The sequence below is a fragment of the Blastococcus xanthinilyticus genome, from assembly GCF_008124835.1.
Lineage (GTDB): Bacteria > Actinomycetota > Actinomycetes > Mycobacteriales > Geodermatophilaceae > Blastococcus > Blastococcus xanthinilyticus.
In genome coordinates, this window is record NZ_VNHW01000008.1 from 172754 (window position 1) to 188176 (window position 15423).

The window sequence follows — 15423 nt, forward strand, 5'->3', positions numbered from 1 at the left end:
GTGCGGCCATGGCCAGTGCCGATCAGCCCGAGCCCGTGTTCGACCCCGCCCTCGTCGGCCGCGCCCACCGCGCGGTCGACCCGCTGCACTCGCAGCTGTACTTCGCCCCCGAGCAGGACGAGCACCTCGGCGCGCTGGGTCTGAAGCCGGGGCGGATGGTCTACTTCGCCGGCCGCGCGGCGCCCATGGGCGCGGTCGGGGCGGGCGTGGTGACGGCGACGTTCTACAACTTCTCGCCGTCGCTCGTCGCCCACATGATCCCGCGCGCCTGGACCCTCGCCGCGCCCGAGCAGGTGATCGCCGCCCGCCTCGACGCGGCCCGCGCCTCGCTCACCCGGCTGCTGGGCGAGGAGGCGGCCGGCTCCCCGGAGGTCGCCGAGCTGGCCGGCCTGCTGCGCGAGGCGTGCGACGGGCTCAGCGCGGAGGGGCGCCCGCTCTTCGCCGGGCATGCCGACCTGCCCTGGCCCGACGAGCCGCTGCTCGCGCTGTGGCACGGCGCCTCGCTGCTGCGCGAGCACCGCGGCGACGGGCACGTCGCCGTCCTCGTGCACGCCGGCCTCACCGGGCTGGAGGCGCTGATCACCCACTGCGCCACCGGCCGCGGGTTCACGGTCGCGGCGGCCAAGGCCACCCGCGGCTGGAAGGACGAGCAGTGGGAAGCCGCCTGCGCCGCGCTGGCCGACCGGGGCCTGCTCGACGACGCCGGCCTGACCGAGGAGGGCGCGGAGCTGCGCGCCCGCATCGAGATGCAGACCGACGCGCTGGCCGCCGACCCCTGGTTGTCCCTCGGCGCGGAGCGGACCGCGCGGGTGGTCGAGCTGGGCAAGGGGCTGTCCCGCCGGATCACCGCGAACGGCGCGTTCGGCCAAGGGATCTTCGGGCGCTGATCGCGTGATGACCGACGCTCTCGACGGAACCGGCGACGACGCGCCCCGCCTGCCCCCCGCCGCCGGGGACGGGGAGATCGCCGAGCGCATGCGGGCCCGGCGCGGCGGGCAGCTCAGCACCCTGGACCTGCTCCTGCTGCACAGCCCCCCGGTCGCCGAGGGCTGGAACAGCCTGCTCGGCGCGCTGCGCTCCTCGACCCTGTCCGGCGACCTGCGGGAGCTGGTGGTCCTGCGGGTGGCGGTGCTCAACGACGCCGCCTTCGAGTGGGCGGCCCACGAGCCGATCGGCCGGCGCGCCGGTCTCTCCGACGCCCAGCTGGAGCTGCTGCGCCGGCCGGACGCGACCGGCGATCTGTGGTCCCCGGTGCAGTCCGCCGTCCTGGCGTTCACCGACGCGTCCACGCGCGCGGTGGCCGTTCCCGAGGCCGTGTTCGCCGCGGTGCGCGAGCACCTGGACGACCGGCAGGTCGTGGAGCTGACGGCGACCGTGGCGGGCTACGCCATGGTGTCGCGGTTCCTCGTCGCGCTCGAGATCCCGCCGCCTGCCGGCGAGGTCGCCGGATAGGGGGAGGCCGCGGAGCACCGCGCCGGTACCGGGCCGCGACGTGGGACGATGGACGACGGCCGCGTCACGGGGCGGCCAGAACCGGGAGGAGGACGTCGTGCGCAGCGAGCCTCCCAGTCCCCATCCCGAGGTCCTCCCCGCCCGCTGACGCCCGTCCCTGCCCCCGCCGCCTCGCGGTGGGGCGCGTCAGGGAGGCCGCGGGGGAGGACCGCTCCGGTGCCCACCGCCGTCCTCTCTCGCCCCGGGAGCCCGTCATGACCGAGCGCCGTCTCGCGCCGCTGACCGCCCTCACCACGCTCACCCGCCGCCCCCGGCTGGAGCCCGTGCCGCCGCCGAGCGGCGCCACGGCGTCCGCCGCGCTGCCGCCGGCCCCGGACGCGGAGTCGCGGATCGTGGACAACGCGGTCTACTCCGAGGGCCGCCGCATCGCGACGCCGGACACCGCGGCCGAGAGCCGCGAGGAGCTGGCCGCAGGCGAGGAGCGGCTGGCCTGGATGGGGCTCTACCGGCCCGAACCCGGTGACCTGGGGTCGGTGGCCGAGCTGTTCGACCTGCCCGAGCTCGCGGTCGAGGACGCGATCAAGGCCCACCAGCGCCCCAAGTTCGAGCGGTACGGCAGCACGCTGTTCGTCGTCCTCAAGGCGGCGCGGTACCTGGACGCCGCCGAGGAGGTGGAGTTCGGCGAGCTGCACCTGTTCCTGGGTCCGGACTTCGCGATCACCGTCCGGCACAGCGAGTCACCCGACCTCTCGCGGGTGCGGCGCCGGCTGGAGAGCGACCCGGCGCTGCTGGCCAAGGGTAGCGAGGCGGTGCTGTACGCGACGCTGGACGCCGTCGTCGACGGGTACCGGCCGGTGCTCGACGGGCTGGCCAACGACATCGACGAGATCGAGACGCAGGTGTTCGGCGGTGACCCGGGCGTCTCCCGGCGCATCTACGAGCTCTCCCAGGAGGTGCTCGAGTTCCAGCGCGCCGCCCAGCCGCTCACCGGCATCCTGGCCGCCATCACCGCCGGGTTCGACAAGTACGGGGTGGACGAGGAGCTGCGCAGCTACCTGCGCGACGTCGCCGACCACGTCATCCAGGTCAACGAGCGGGTGGAGGGCTTCCGGCTCCAGCTGCGCGACATCCTCACCGTGAACGCGACGCTGGTGGCGCAGCGGCAGAACGAGGAGATCCGCGAGCTCACCGAGACCAGCATCGCCCAGGGCGAGGAGGTCAAGAAGATCTCCGCCTGGGCGGCCATCCTGTTCGCGCCCAGCCTCGTGGGCGGGGTGTACGGCATGAACTTCGACCACATGCCCGAGCTCGACGAGGTGTGGGGCTACCCGTTCGCGCTGCTGCTCATGGCCGGCGTCAGCCTGACGCTCTACCTGGTGTTCAAGCGGCGCGACTGGATCTGACCGGGGTCGGGCGCGGCCACGCCCTGCGCGGTTCTGTCCCCGGGCTCGGGTAGACAGGCCGGGTGCTGCACGTCCACCGCGCCGAACGGACGGCGCGCCTCGCGGACGGCCTGGCCGACCTGCTGGCGACGCCGCTGCCCGACCCGTTCGCCACCGAGGTCGTCGCGGTGCCCGCGAAGGGCGTGGAGCGCTGGCTGGCCCAGCGCCTGTCGGCGGCGCTGGGCGCCGGTCCGGCCGGCGACGGCATCTGCTCGGGTGTGGCCTTCCCGCCGACCGGCCGGGTGGTCGGCGAGGCGCTGGCCGCCGCCCGCGGGTCCGAGCCGCGCAATGGCCCGTCGTCGGACCCGTGGTCGGACCCGGTCTGGCCGCTGCTCGAGGTGATCGACGCCTGCCTCGGGGAGCCGTGGTGCGCGGTGCTCGCCCGGCACCTGGGCGCCGGCGCCGACGACTCCCGCCGCGGCCGCCGGTGGGCCGCCGCCGCGCGGCTGGCCGGGCTGTTCCGGTCCTACGGCGCGCACCGGCCGCAGATGCTGCGGGACTGGGCGGCGGGCCGGGACACCGACGGGCTGGGCGCCCTGCCGGCCGACCTGCGGTGGCAGGCGGAGCTGTGGCGGCGGCTGCGCGCCCGCCTCGGGCCGAGCCCCGCGGAGCGGCTGGAGGCCGACTGCGCGGCGCTGCGCGCCGATCCGGCGCTCTCGGCGCTGCCCGGGCGGATCAGTGTCTTCGGCCCGACCCGGCTGCACGCCGACGCGCTGGCGGTCCTCGACGCCCTCGCCGCGCAGCGCGACGTCCACCTCTGGCTGCCGCACCCGAGCCCCGTCCTGTGGCGGGAGCTGGCGGGCCGCACGGCCGGCCGGCGGCGCGACGACGCGACCGCCACCCTCGCCCGGCACCCGCTGCTGCGCAGCCTCGCCCGGGACGCCCGCGAGCTCCAGCTGCGGCTGCCGGCGCACGAGGACTCCCACGCCGAGGACGCCGCCCGCCCGCCGACGCTGCTGGGCCGGCTGCAGTCGGACCTGCGGGACGACGTGCCGCCCGGCCCCACCGCGCTCGACGACACCCTCCAGGTGCACGCCTGCCACGGCCCGGCCCGCCAGGTGGAGGTGCTGCGCGAGCTCCTGCTGCGCCTGTTCGAGGACGACCCGACGCTGGAGCCGCGGGACGTGCTGGTCATGTGCCCGGACGTCGAGACGTTCGCGCCGCTGGTCTCGGCGGCCTTCGGGTTCGGGCCCGGGCTGCCGCACCCCGGCGGCGCGCTGCGCGTGCGGCTGGCCGACCGCAGCCTCCGGGCCACCAATCCGCTGCTGGACACGGTCGCGGCGCTGCTCGAGCTCGCCCAGGGGCGGGTGACCGCCAGCCAGGTGCTCGACCTCGCCGCCACCCCGGGCGTGCGCCGCCGGTTCGGGTTCACCGACGAGGAGCTCGAACGCGTGCGCGGCTGGGTGGCCCAGGCCGGGGTGCGCTGGGGGATCGACCCGGGCACCCGGCAGCCCTACGGGCTGGAGCACGTCGTGCAGAACACCTGGCAGGCCGGGCTGGACCGGGTGCTGCTGGGCGTGACCACGTCGGAGGACGAGCCGGTGTGGCTGGACCGGGCGCTGCCGCTGGACGACGTCGACGGCAGCGACATCGACCTGACCGGCCGGCTCGCCGAGCTCCTCGACCGGCTCGCCGACGTGCTCGACGGGCTGCGCGGGGAGCACCCGGTCGGGCACTGGGTCGACACCCTGGCCGCCGCCCTCGACGCGCTCACCGAGACCGACCCCGCCGATGCGTGGCAGCTGGCGCAGGCCCGGCGCGAGCTCGCCGAGGCGGGGGAGGGCGGCGCGGTGCCGGTCCGGCTCTCCGATGTGCGCGCGATGCTGGCCGACCGGCTGGCGGGGCGCCCGACCCGCGCGAACTTCCGCACCGGCAACCTCACCGTCTGCACCCTGGTGCCGATGCGGTCGGTGCCGCACCGGGTGGTGGTGCTGCTCGGCCTGGACGACGGGGTCTTCCCCCGGACCGCGGGGATGGACGGCGACGACGTGCTGGCCCGCGAGCCGTGCGTGGGGGAGCGCGACGTCCGCAGCGAGGACCGCCAGCTCCTGCTCGACGCGCTGATGGCCGCCGGCGAGCGGGTGGTCGTGCTCTACACCGGCGCGGACCCGGTCAGCGGCGCCGCCCGGCCGCCGGCCGTCCCGCTCGGCGAGCTGCTGGACGTGCTCGACGCGATGGTCCCCGGCGCCCGGACCGACGCCGTCACCCGGCACCCGCTGCAGCCCTACGACGTCCGCTCGTTCACCGGCTCGCCGCCGCCCAGCTTCGACCCGGTGGGCCTGGCCGGCGCGCGCCGGGCCGTGCAGCCGCGCCGCCCCACCGCCGTCCGCGGGCCGCTGCCGCCGCGCACCGGACCGGTCGCCCTCGACGACCTCGTCGCGTTCGTCGAGCACCCGGTCAAGGGCTACCTGCGCCAGCGGCTGCGGATCACGCTGCCCGGTGAGGACGACGAGGTCGACGACGCCCTCTCCGCCGGCCTGGACGGGCTGCAGGAGTGGGCGGTCGGCGAGCGGCTGCTGGCCGCCGGGCTGCGCGGCACGTCGCCCGAGGAGGCGCGGCGGGCGGAGTGGCTGCGCGGCACCCTCCCGCCCCGCGGCCTGGGGGAGCAGGTTCTGCTGCGGGTGGGCGGCCGGGTCGACGCGCTGGTCAGCGCCGGCCGGCCGCTGGTCACCCCCACCCCGCGCACCGTCGACGTGCGCCTCGACATCGGCGGCCGGGAGCTGTCCGGCACGGTCAACGGCGTGCGGGACGGCGCGGTCGTCACCGTCACCTACTCCAGCCTGTCGGCCAAGCACCGGGCGCGGGCGTGGGTGCTGGCGCTGGCGCTGGCGGCCGCCGAGGGGAGCGGCCGGGCGGTCACCGTCGGCCGCGCGCGGGACCGGGCCCGCACCTCCACGATCACCGCGCCCGCCGACCCGGCGGCGGTCCTCGCCGACCTGCTCGACCTCTACGACCGCGGCCTGTGCGAGCCGCTCCCGCTGCCGGTCAAGACCTCCTGGGCCTACGCCGGCGCTCGGCTGTCCGGCAACTCCCCGGAGCAGGCCCTCGACGCCGCGCGCCGGGAGTGGAACCGCGACCCGGGCGGCGAGCGGGAGGACCGCTCGCACCAACACCTCTGGGGATCCCGGCCGGCGTTCGACGGGCTGGTCGAGGCCGCGCCCGCGGACGGGGAGCGGTTCCCCGGTGAGACCACCCGCTTCGGCGTGCTCGCCTGCCGGCTGTGGGCGCCGATCCGCAACGGGGAGCAGCTGTCGTGAGCACCTTCGACCTCGGCGGCGCGCTGCCGACGGGCACCACCGTCCTGGAGGCCAGCGCCGGCACCGGCAAGACCTTCACCATCGCCGCGCTCACCGCCCGGTACGTGGCCGAGGGCGCGGCCGAGCTGTCCGAGATCATGCTCGTCACCTTCGGCAACGCCGCCTCCCGGGAGCTGCGCGACCGGGTCCGCGAGCGGCTGGTCTCCGCCGAGCGCGGGCTGCGCGACCCGGCCGCGGCCCGTGGCGACCGGAACGACCCCGTGCTGCGGCTGCTCGCCGACGTGCCCGACGAGGAGGTCACCCGCCGGCGCGGGCGGCTGGCGCGGGCGCTCGCCGGCTTCGACGAGGCGACGATCGCCACCACCCACTCGTTCTGCTCCCAGATGCTCGCCGGGCTGGGCATGGCCGCCGACGCCGACCCCACCGCCGCCTTCGTCGAGGACATCGACGACCTGGTGCGGGAGGTCGTCGACGACCTCTACCTGCGCACCTTCGCCGGCGCGGCGGACCCGCCGTTCCTCAGCCACGCGGAGCTGCTGGAGCTCGGCCGGCGGGCGGTGGGCAGCGACCGGCAGGCGGAGCTCTGGCCGGCGGCGGACGACGGCGTCCCCGGGCGGCGCCGGCGCGCCGCCGAGGCGGTCCGGCGCGAGGTGGAGCGGCGGAAGCGGCGGGTCGGCCTGGTCGACTACGACGACTGGCTCTCGCTGCTCCGCGACGCCCTGGCCGACCCGGCCGGCGGAGCCGTGGCCTGCGAGCGGGTGGCCGCCCGGTACCGGGTGGTCATGGTCGACGAGTTCCAGGACACCGACCCGGTGCAGTGGGAGATCCTCGACCGCGCCTTCCACGGGCGCACCACGCTGGTGCTGATCGGCGACCCCAAGCAGGCCATCTACGCCTTCCGGGGCGGCGACGTCACCACCTACCTGGCGGCGGCCGCGGAGGCGACCACCGAGGCGACGCTGGGCACCAACTGGCGCAGCGACGCACGGCTCCTCGGCGCTCTGGACCGGGTGTTCGGCGGCGCCGCGCTCGGCCACGAGCGGATCGTCGTGCGCCCGGTCGGCGCGGCCCACCCGCACCCGCGCCTGGACGCGGCGGGGGCGCCGCTGCGGCTGCGCCGGCTGCTGCGCACCGGCCACGGTCCGGTGTTCCGGGGCGTGCCGAAGGTCGACGCCCTGCGCGACGCCGTCGCCTGCGACGTCGCCGCCGACGTCGTCGACCTGCTGTCCGGCCCCGCGCGGTACGAGGGGCGCCCGGTGGAGCCCGGCGACGTCGCGGTGCTGGTGCGCACCAACGCCCAGGGGCACCTGGTGCGCGAGACCCTCGCCCGGGCGGGCGTCCCCGCCGTCTTCGCCGGCGGCGGCAGCGTCTTCGGCACGCCGAGCGCCGGGTCGTGGCTGCGGCTGCTGGAGGCGATGGAGCAGCCGCACCGGGCCGGCCGGGTTCGCTCCGCGGCGCTCTCGGTCTTCCTCGGGCACGACGAGCAGGCCCTCGACGCGTCCGGCGACGAGCTGGCCGACCGGCTGGGCCCGCGGCTGCGCCGGTGGTCGGACCTGCTCGCCGAGCGCGGGGTGGCGGCCTTCCTGGAGGTCCTCACCGCCGAGGAGGGGCTGCCCGGGCGGGTGCTCGCGCAGCCCGACGGCGAGCGGGTGCTGACCGACCTGCGGCACATCGGCCAGGTGCTGCACGCGGCGGCGCAGCGGGAGTCCCTCGGCCTCACCGCGCTGGTGGAGTGGCTGCGCCGGCGGATCAGCCAGGCGTCGGTCGAGGGCACCGACGAGCGCAGCCGGCGGCTGGAGTCCGACGCCGCCGCCGTCCAGGTCATGACCGTGCACGTCAGCAAGGGCCTGGAGTTCCCCGTCGTGTACGTGCCCTTCGCCTGGGACCGGTGGGTACCCGACACCCCGCAGGTGCTCCGGCTGCACGACGACCAGGGGCGGCGGGTGCTCGACGTCGGCGGTTCCGGCGGCGCCGGTTACGCCCGGGCCCGCGCCCGGCACGAGGCGGAGGAGTCCGGTGAGGACCTCCGCCTGCTGTACGTCGCGCTGACGCGGGCGCGCTGCCAGGTGGTCGCGCACTGGGCGCCCAGCGGCAACACCGCCGCTGCGCCGCTGCACCGGCTGCTGTTCGGCGGCGCCGGTGCCGGCGCGGAGCCGGCCGCCCGGGTGCCGCTCCCCGGGGACGACGACGTCGCCGCCGCCCTCGACGCGCTGGCGGCGCGGTCCGACGGCGCGATCGAGGTGGCCGAGGTGGTCCGGCGTCCGGTGCCCCGGTGGCAGCCGCCGAGCCCCGCCGTGCCCGAGCTGTCGGTCAGCGTCTTCACCCGGGTGCTCGACGACGACTGGCGGCGCACCTCCTACAGCGCCCTGACCCGCGGCGCCCACGAGGCGGCGCACCAGCACCTGGCCAGCGAGCCGGAGGCCGGCGCCACCGACGACGAGCGCGACGCGACCGGACCGGCCGCGGAGCCCGTGCCCGAGGCGGTGCCCGCCGGTGCGCTGCCCTCGCCACTGAGCGAGCTCCCCGGCGGAGCGACCTTCGGCACCCTGGTGCACGACGTGCTGGAGGACCTCGACCCGGCCGCGCTCGACGAGCGCTGCGCCGACGGGGTCGCCCGCCACCTCGTCCCCGGCGTGACCGCGTCGGCGCTGGCCGACGGGCTGCGGCCGGTGCTCCGCACCCCGCTGGGCGACCTCGGCCGGACGCTGGCCGACGTCGCGGCGTCCGACCGGCTGGCGGAGCTGGACTTCGAGCTGCCGCTGGCCGGCGGCGACGCCGCGGTGCCGCACGCCACGCTGGCCGACGTCGTCGACCTGCTGCGGCGGTACGACCTCGGCTCCCTGGCCGGCTACCCGGAGCTGCTGGCCGGTCTCGAGCCGCAGGCGCTGCGCGGGTTCCTGACCGGCAGCATCGACGCGGTGCTGCGACTGCCCGGGCCGGTGTTCGCCGTCGTCGACTACAAGACCAACCGGCTCGGCACCGAGCCGCTGAGCACCTGGGACTACCGGCCGGAGGCGATGGCCGAGGAGATGCGCCGCACCCACTACGTGCTGCAGGCGCTGCTCTACTGCGTCGCCCTGCACCGCTACCTGCGCTGGCGGCTGCCCGGCTACCACCCCGACCGGCACCTCGGGCCGGTGCTCTACCTGTTCGTGCGGGGCATGGCCGGGCCGGAGACCCCCGCCGGCGCCGGGGTCTTCTCCTGGACGCCACCGCCCGGGCTCGTGCCCGAGCTCTCCGACCTGCTGGCGGGGCGGCCGTGATCCCGGTGCGGGCCGACGGCCTGCTGCGCGACTTCGCCGAGGCCGGGATCCTGGTCGCCGCCGACGTGCACGTCGCGCTGCGGCTGGCCCGGCTCGGCGGGGAGCAGCGCGAGAGTGTGCTGCTGGCCGCCGCCCTGGCCGTGCGCGGGGTGCGGGCCGGCTCGGTCTGCGTGGAGCTGGCCACCGTCGCGGACTCGGTGGTGCCCGACGAGGAGGCGCCGCCGGTCGAGCTGGCCTGGCCACGGGACTGGACGGCGCTGCACGACAGCCCGGTGGTCGCCGTCGGGGCGGACGCCCCGTGGCGGCCGCTGCGCCTGGTCGACGGGCTGCTCTACCTGGACCGCTACTGGCAGCAGGAGCAGCTGGTGCGCCGGGAGCTCGACGAGCGGGCCGCCCGGCCCGCGCCGCCGGCCGACCTCGCCGGGCTGGCCACGCTGTTCCCCGGCGACGCCCCGGACCTGCAGCGGCTGGCGGCGGCCGTGGCCGCCGGCCGGTGGGTCAGCGTCGTCACCGGCGGCCCGGGCACGGGGAAGACGCACACGGTCGCCCGGCTGCTCCGGCTGCTGCTCGACCAGCCCGGCCCGCGGCCGCGGATCGCGCTGGCCGCGCCCACCGGCAAGGCCGCGGCCCGGCTGCAGGAGTCGGTGCTGGAGCAGGCGGCCGCCGTGGGACTGCCGCTGGACCTGACCGCCTCGACGCTGCACCGGCTGCTCGGCTGGCGGCCGGACAGCCGGAGCCGCTTCCGGCACGACGCCGGGAACCGGCTGCCCTTCGACGTGGTGGTCGTGGACGAGTCGTCGATGGTCTCGCTGACGATGATGGCGCGGCTGCTGGAGGCGCTGCGGCCGACCACGCGGCTGGTGCTGGTCGGTGACCCCGACCAGCTGACCCCGGTCGACGCCGGCGCCGTCCTCAGCGACCTGGTGCACCGGCCGGCGCCGTCGGGCGCCGGGGCCGGAGTCCCGGCCGAGGCCGCCGACGACGGCGCCGACCTCGACGAGGAGGGCCGCCGGCAGCTGCGCAACGGCGTCGTGCGGCTGCGGGTCTCGCAGCGCTACGGCCCCGGGATCGCCGGCCTGGCGGAGGCGGTGCGGGCCGGCGACGCCGACCGCGTCCTCGAGCTGCTGGCCGACGGGGAGGCGCTCGTCCTGGAGCCCGACCCCGCGGCCCTGGAGGAGCGGATCCGCAGCGGGGCGGCGGAGCTGCGCGCGGCCGCCGAGCAGGGCGACGCCGGGCGGTGCCTGGCGCTGCTGGGCCGGCACCGGCTGCTCTGCGCCCACCGGCACGGGCCGTACGGCGTCTCGGCCTGGAACGACCGGATCGGCCGGCTGAGCGGCGCCGCCCCCGGCGAGTGGCCGCCGGGGCTGCCGCTGCTGGTCACCGCGAACGACTACGAGAACGAGCTGTGGAACGGCGACACCGGGGTGGTCGTCGCGACGCCCGACGGCCCCCGGGCCGCGTTCCTGCGCGGCACCGGCCCGGACCTGGTGCCGCTGTCCCGGCTCTCGGCCGTCAGCCCGGCGCACGCGCTCACCGTGCACCGCAGCCAGGGCAGCCAGTTCGAGGAGGTGGCCGTGCTGCTGCCGCCGGCGGGCTCGCCGCTGCTCACCCGGGAGCTGCTGTACACGGCGGTGACCCGCGCCAGCCGCAGCGTCCGGATCGTGGGCTCGGCGGACGCGGTGCGGGCCGCGGTCGGCCGGCAGGTGGTGCGGGCCAGCGGCCTGCGGCGCGGCTCCACGCCCCGCCGGGGGAGCGCCGGGAACACGTGAACGCCGGATGCCGTTAGGCTGTCTGCACAACTACACAGGGGGTGATTGGTCTCGACTTCGGTCGCTTGACCAGGGGAAGCGAGCCGAGGAAGGCGACGATGATCTCGTTAACCACCCGTCGCAAACCACAAATGCCGACGCTAAGCGCGGCGACTTCGCTCTCGCTGCCTAATCGCAGCTAGGCGAGTCTGTCAGCCCGGGTTCGTCATCGGCCCGGATCCTGGCATCAGCTAGATGACTCACCGTCCGTACCGGTCGCGGGTGCGGAGGGGACATCAAACAGCGACTGGGCCCGTCACATCGAACATGTCTGCGTGATCGATGGGGCCGAGTAGAGGCGATAGCAGACTGCGCTCGGAGAAGCCCTGGCCATACGTCGAAGGACGCGGGTTCGATTCCCGCCACCTCCACCCCTGAGCACGATCACGCAGGGCCCGGTCAGCTGACCGGGCCCTGCGTGCGTTCGTGGCCCTTGGCGCAGCGGGTTCCGGGGTCACGAATGAACGGTGGCTACACGGACACCTTCGGGGGCCCGGCCGGAGATGCCGGTGCTGGAATACCCATGCAGGGCACCATGCGGTTGTGGACGAGGGAGGGGAGCAGTCGAACTCACGGCGCAGGCCCGTGTACGAAGACGACGGCTTTCCCGTCGTGCCCAGGTACCGGCAGCGCGCGTGGGAGGGGCTGTCCTGGTCGGAGCGCCGAGCCGTCCTCCGCGCGGCGCGGCGCGGCGCGAGCCACCCCGACCCAGCAATCGCGAAGGCCGCGCGCGACTGGGCCCAGGCCACTCTCGTCCCGAGGCCGCGGCCCCACGGGTTGCGAGAGGTCTTGTCACGCCTCTTTGAGGACCCGTTCGGTGGGACCCTGGGGCAACGGTTCGCGGAGCGCCGTGCTGCTCGCCGCATCATCAGCGTCCGTTCCACCCGAGAATCGGACCCTCCCGGCAGCTGACGGTCGAGCGCTGTGAGCCCATCGGGTCGTTGTGGCCCGGTCGGTGGAGCCACGGCAGCACCCTGCGGACACAGGTCCGTCCGGGCCCGGACGGTACCGGCGGGACCACGCCGGCATGGACCCCGAATCCCTCCGACGTTCATGGTGCCGCACCGGCCAGCGCGGCGGCCGGCGTGGGGCACTATCGCGACGTGACTGCTGCCCTCGGCTCGGATGACCCTCGAGCGCTGGTGTCCCAGCTGTGGGAGCACCACCTGCGTGATCCCTTCCCCGCTCGACTGCGTGGTGAAGAACTTGCCGGCGTCGACATGGTCATCCTCGACGCCGACGTCACCGGCTGTGTCGACACGTGGCTCCACGGCAGCGGTCCGCTCGACCGGGGCAGGCTCTCCCTGTTTCGAGACCTCGCTCGTGACCTCGATGTCGTCCTGCCGCTCCTCGACGATCAGCACGAGAGCGAGTACCACGGGCGGCTGCGGCAGCTGGCTCGCCTGCTGCTGGAGGTAGCCAGCTGAGTCGAGGGCGATCGCCGCCGGTCGCGTGCCTGGCGGCCGTCGCCTCGTCGAACTAGGCGGGGAAGACGTCCTCCTGCTTGCACAGGAACTCGCCGCCGTCGCCCTCGAAGAGCTCCTCCGGCCACTCGTCCGGATCGGATCCGAGTATCTCCTGCTGGGCCACCACGACGACCGCCCCGCCGGTCGCCCGTAGACCTTCCACCTCATCGAGACGGTGCCAGCCGCCGGCGTGCGCGATCTGGTACAGCGCACGTCCCAGGTGCGTCACGTCCACGGCCGCAGCGGCCTCGTCGTCTTCCGGCCATACGTCCAGGTAGGCACGACGCCCCGCGGACAGCACGGCGGCCACGTCGGTGACCCGATAGTCGTGCCGCTGCAGCACGGAGATGCCGGTCGCGGGCTCCGGTTCGTCGGCGGGCTCGTCCTCGTCGTCCTGCTCGGCGAACTGGTGCAACACGCCGAACGGAAAGCCGTTGCCGGTGTAGTCGAACTGCGCGTCGGCGTACGCCAGCACCGCGGGGAGCAGGCGGTCAGTGGCCGCGAAGACCTCGGTGATGTCGGCGTCCTTCGACACCGCCGTCACGGCCTCCGCGTGCGCGGTGATGGCGGCCGTCAACTCGGCCGCAGCCGCCCGTAGCCGCGCCGCGCCTTCCGGAGTCCATGGAGTGAAGTCCTCGTCAGCCACGGCGCGACGGTACGGGCATCGCCGGGGCCGGCACGCCGAGCCGAGACGCCGCCGCTGTGGCGAGCGCCCGCTCCTGAGTCACGTGCCCGCGGCCGGCCCGTATCCCGGCAGCCGGCCGTCCCGCGCAGCGTGCCGCGGGCGCGTCCACGGGAGGAGCTGTCCGTGTCCTCGCCCGGTCCAGCGGCGGCTGTCGGAAGTCCAAAGGTCGAGGTGCCGGTGCAGGCGCCTGCGCCGGACGCGGAGGTTCCCGGCGAGCACCGCGGAGCAGATCCCGAGGACATCGGCCACGACGGAGGCCTCGTCCGCGAGGGCGTCCCAGAGCCACTCGAAGTAGTACTCGTCCTCGATGAGGAGCATGAGGTCCTCGTCGAAGCCGTCGAACCAGAACCAGACCTGAGAGCCCCGACCCGCGGGCGACAAGATCGTGTTCCAGCCGTAGCTTCCCGGCTCGTCGACGGCCTCGTGCTCGACGACCACGTCCGTGCGGCCGGAGCACAGCTCCTCGACCGCCTGTCGCAGGGCACGCATGAGCTGGGGAGCTTCCTCCGCGAGCTCCGTCATCGCCGCTCACCATGCCGTTCGTCGGTGGGGACCCGGGTGCGCACGTGGCCATCCTGCCGTCAGCTGCTCTCCTCCGGCTGGGCTCAACACCTCGTGGCTTCCGCCGAGGTACTACAGGGCGAACCTGCACAGGGTGCTGCGAACCGAGTCGAGAGGACCACAGTGCGAGCCGAGACCGAGGCCGTGCACGGGTGGGAGTCGCGGCTCGAGACGTTGACCTCGGCGTGGCGGACCCTTGCCGAGCACGAGCGCGCGCACGACGCCGAAGCTGTCACGAGGTGGGTGAACCGCCTGGAGCAGATGCGGGCCGGCCAACGGGAGCTCGTACGGGCCGGCCACTGGCGAGGCGGGCCGCGAACACTGCTCGCTGCCCTCGATCAGCAGTACCGGGAACTCGCCATGACCGCGGGCCTGGCCTGGCTGCTGCGCACCGACGGCCACCACGGCCTCGGCCCGACGGTGCTCGGCGGGCTGCTCGGCCACCTCGGGATCGCCGGTTCCGGCTTGGAGGTCGGCGTGCGGGTGGTGCTGGAGGGGCAGCGCGACGAGACCCGCGCCGACCTCGTCGTCTACGGCGGTGACTGGACGATCGTGGTGGAGGCCAAGACCTTCGCGGTCGAGCAGGACCGCCAGCTCGACCGCCTCCACGCGCACTGGCGGAACGAGCCCGCGCCCTGCTTCGTCTTCCTCACCCGCGGCCCCCAGCTGCAGACCACCGCCGAGGACAGCCGCGGCCAGTGGCGAGCACTGACCTGGGCGCAGGTCGCCGACATCGCCCGCGCGGCCGCCACCTCGATGCCCGGGGCGGCCCCCGGCGTCCACGACTACATCGCCACCCTGGAGGCCTACCACCGTGTCTGACCCCATCGTCCCCTCGCGGGAGGACGCCGACGCGAAGGCGTGGTTCTACCTGGGCCACCGCCCCGACATCGAGACCTGGGCCGGCCTGCGCGCGGAGGGCCGCCAGCTGCTGGAAAAGCACCTCATGGGTGTCGCTGGCCAGGTCGAAGAGCTGGCCGAGGACTTCGACGCCGAGTTCGAGACCAACGACCTGGACTCCGGTTCCTGGCCCAGAGCGGGACTGCGCCGGGCGACCTGGACCCACGACGGGATCGCGGACGTCAGCGTCGTCATCCAGTGGGAGCGCGCCCGCCTGCTCACCCCGGGATCGAACGAGTGGCCGTACGTCGCCGTGCGCCTGCCCGCCGACGCGGCCGACGAGGAACGCCGCCGGCAGCTGAGCGAGGCCATGAAGCCCGTGCGAGCCCAACTGGCGGGCTCGTCGTCCCGGACCTTCCCGTTCTGGCGCTACGTGCACCCCCCGGCGGGCGTGCCGCTGGACCCGCACTCGCTCGTCGCGGACCTCGGAGCCGCATTCCGCGAGCTGTGGGACGCCGCGGCACCCGTTCTGGACGCGCTGCATGCCCGTCCAGGGAGCGGCGCCGCGCTCTGAGGGCCCGGCCGAGCCGGCTCCGTCAGCCGACCGGGTGACGACGCGGGTGCTGAGCCGTGCGACATCGCAGGCTGC

Annotated in this window: 11 protein-coding genes and 1 other RNA gene; 10 read left to right on the forward strand and 2 right to left on the reverse strand. The window is 75.6% G+C overall.

Features of this window, described 5'->3' with window-relative positions; all coding sequences use genetic code 11:
• Nucleotides 1–8 precede the first annotated feature (8 nt).
• From BD833_RS13790 to BD833_RS13825, 8 genes are all read left to right on the forward strand, one after another.
• Nucleotides 9–887, forward strand: a complete 879-nt coding sequence (locus BD833_RS13790) for an SCO6745 family protein (RefSeq protein WP_208092651.1) — start codon at nucleotides 9–11, stop codon at nucleotides 885–887.
• Nucleotides 888–894: 7 nt separating this feature from the next.
• Nucleotides 895–1452 carry a carboxymuconolactone decarboxylase family protein gene (locus BD833_RS13795; protein WP_208092652.1) on the forward strand — a complete coding sequence of 186 codons (558 nt, stop codon included), beginning with the start codon at nucleotides 895–897 and terminating at the stop codon, nucleotides 1450–1452.
• 254 nt (nucleotides 1453–1706) lie between these two features.
• Entirely contained in the window at nucleotides 1707–2855 is a 1149-nt protein-coding gene (locus BD833_RS13800) for a magnesium and cobalt transport protein CorA (RefSeq protein ID WP_208092653.1), read from the forward strand.
• A gap of 62 nt (nucleotides 2856–2917) precedes the next feature.
• Entirely contained in the window at nucleotides 2918–6151 is a 3234-nt protein-coding gene (gene recC / locus BD833_RS13805; protein ID WP_166533704.1) for an exodeoxyribonuclease V subunit gamma, read from the forward strand.
• A complete protein-coding gene (locus BD833_RS13810) occupies nucleotides 6148–9414 on the forward strand; it encodes a UvrD-helicase domain-containing protein (protein ID WP_208092654.1) in 3267 nt (1088 codons plus the stop codon). Before recC ends, BD833_RS13810 begins: the two co-directional genes overlap by 4 nt.
• Nucleotides 9411–11183: an exodeoxyribonuclease V subunit alpha gene (gene recD, locus BD833_RS13815; protein ID WP_166533706.1), complete on the forward strand. Its 1773-nt coding sequence runs from the start codon at nucleotides 9411–9413 to the stop codon at nucleotides 11181–11183. The genes BD833_RS13810 and recD overlap by 4 nt, the downstream gene beginning before the upstream one ends.
• A 37-nt stretch (nucleotides 11184–11220) precedes the next feature.
• Nucleotides 11221–11596: a transfer-messenger RNA gene (gene ssrA, locus BD833_RS13820) on the forward strand.
• Nucleotides 11597–12325: 729 nt separating this feature from the next.
• On the forward strand, nucleotides 12326–12649 hold the full coding sequence (locus BD833_RS13825) for a hypothetical protein (RefSeq protein WP_166533707.1): 324 nt from the start codon (nucleotides 12326–12328) through the stop codon (nucleotides 12647–12649).
• A gap of 52 nt (nucleotides 12650–12701) precedes the next feature.
• Here the strand turns inward: BD833_RS13825 and BD833_RS13830 are convergent, their stop codons facing one another.
• The gene (locus BD833_RS13830) at nucleotides 12702–13334 is read right to left on the reverse strand and encodes a hypothetical protein (protein ID WP_166533708.1); all 633 of its coding nucleotides are present in this window, start codon (nucleotides 13332–13334) and stop codon (nucleotides 12702–12704) included.
• 78 nt (nucleotides 13335–13412) lie between these two features.
• Nucleotides 13413–13895, reverse strand: coding sequence for a hypothetical protein (locus BD833_RS13835; RefSeq protein ID WP_166533709.1), 483 nt, complete (start codon nucleotides 13893–13895; stop codon nucleotides 13413–13415).
• 162 nt (nucleotides 13896–14057) lie between these two features.
• Here BD833_RS13835 and BD833_RS13840 point away from each other — a divergent pair, with 162 nt between their 5' ends.
• Nucleotides 14058–14756, forward strand: a complete 699-nt coding sequence (locus BD833_RS13840) for a PD-(D/E)XK nuclease family protein (RefSeq protein ID WP_166533710.1) — start codon at nucleotides 14058–14060, stop codon at nucleotides 14754–14756.
• Nucleotides 14749–15348, forward strand: a complete 600-nt coding sequence (locus tag BD833_RS13845; protein ID WP_166533711.1) for a hypothetical protein — start codon at nucleotides 14749–14751, stop codon at nucleotides 15346–15348. The genes BD833_RS13840 and BD833_RS13845 overlap by 8 nt, the downstream gene beginning before the upstream one ends.
• Nucleotides 15349–15423: the final 75 nt, after the last annotated feature.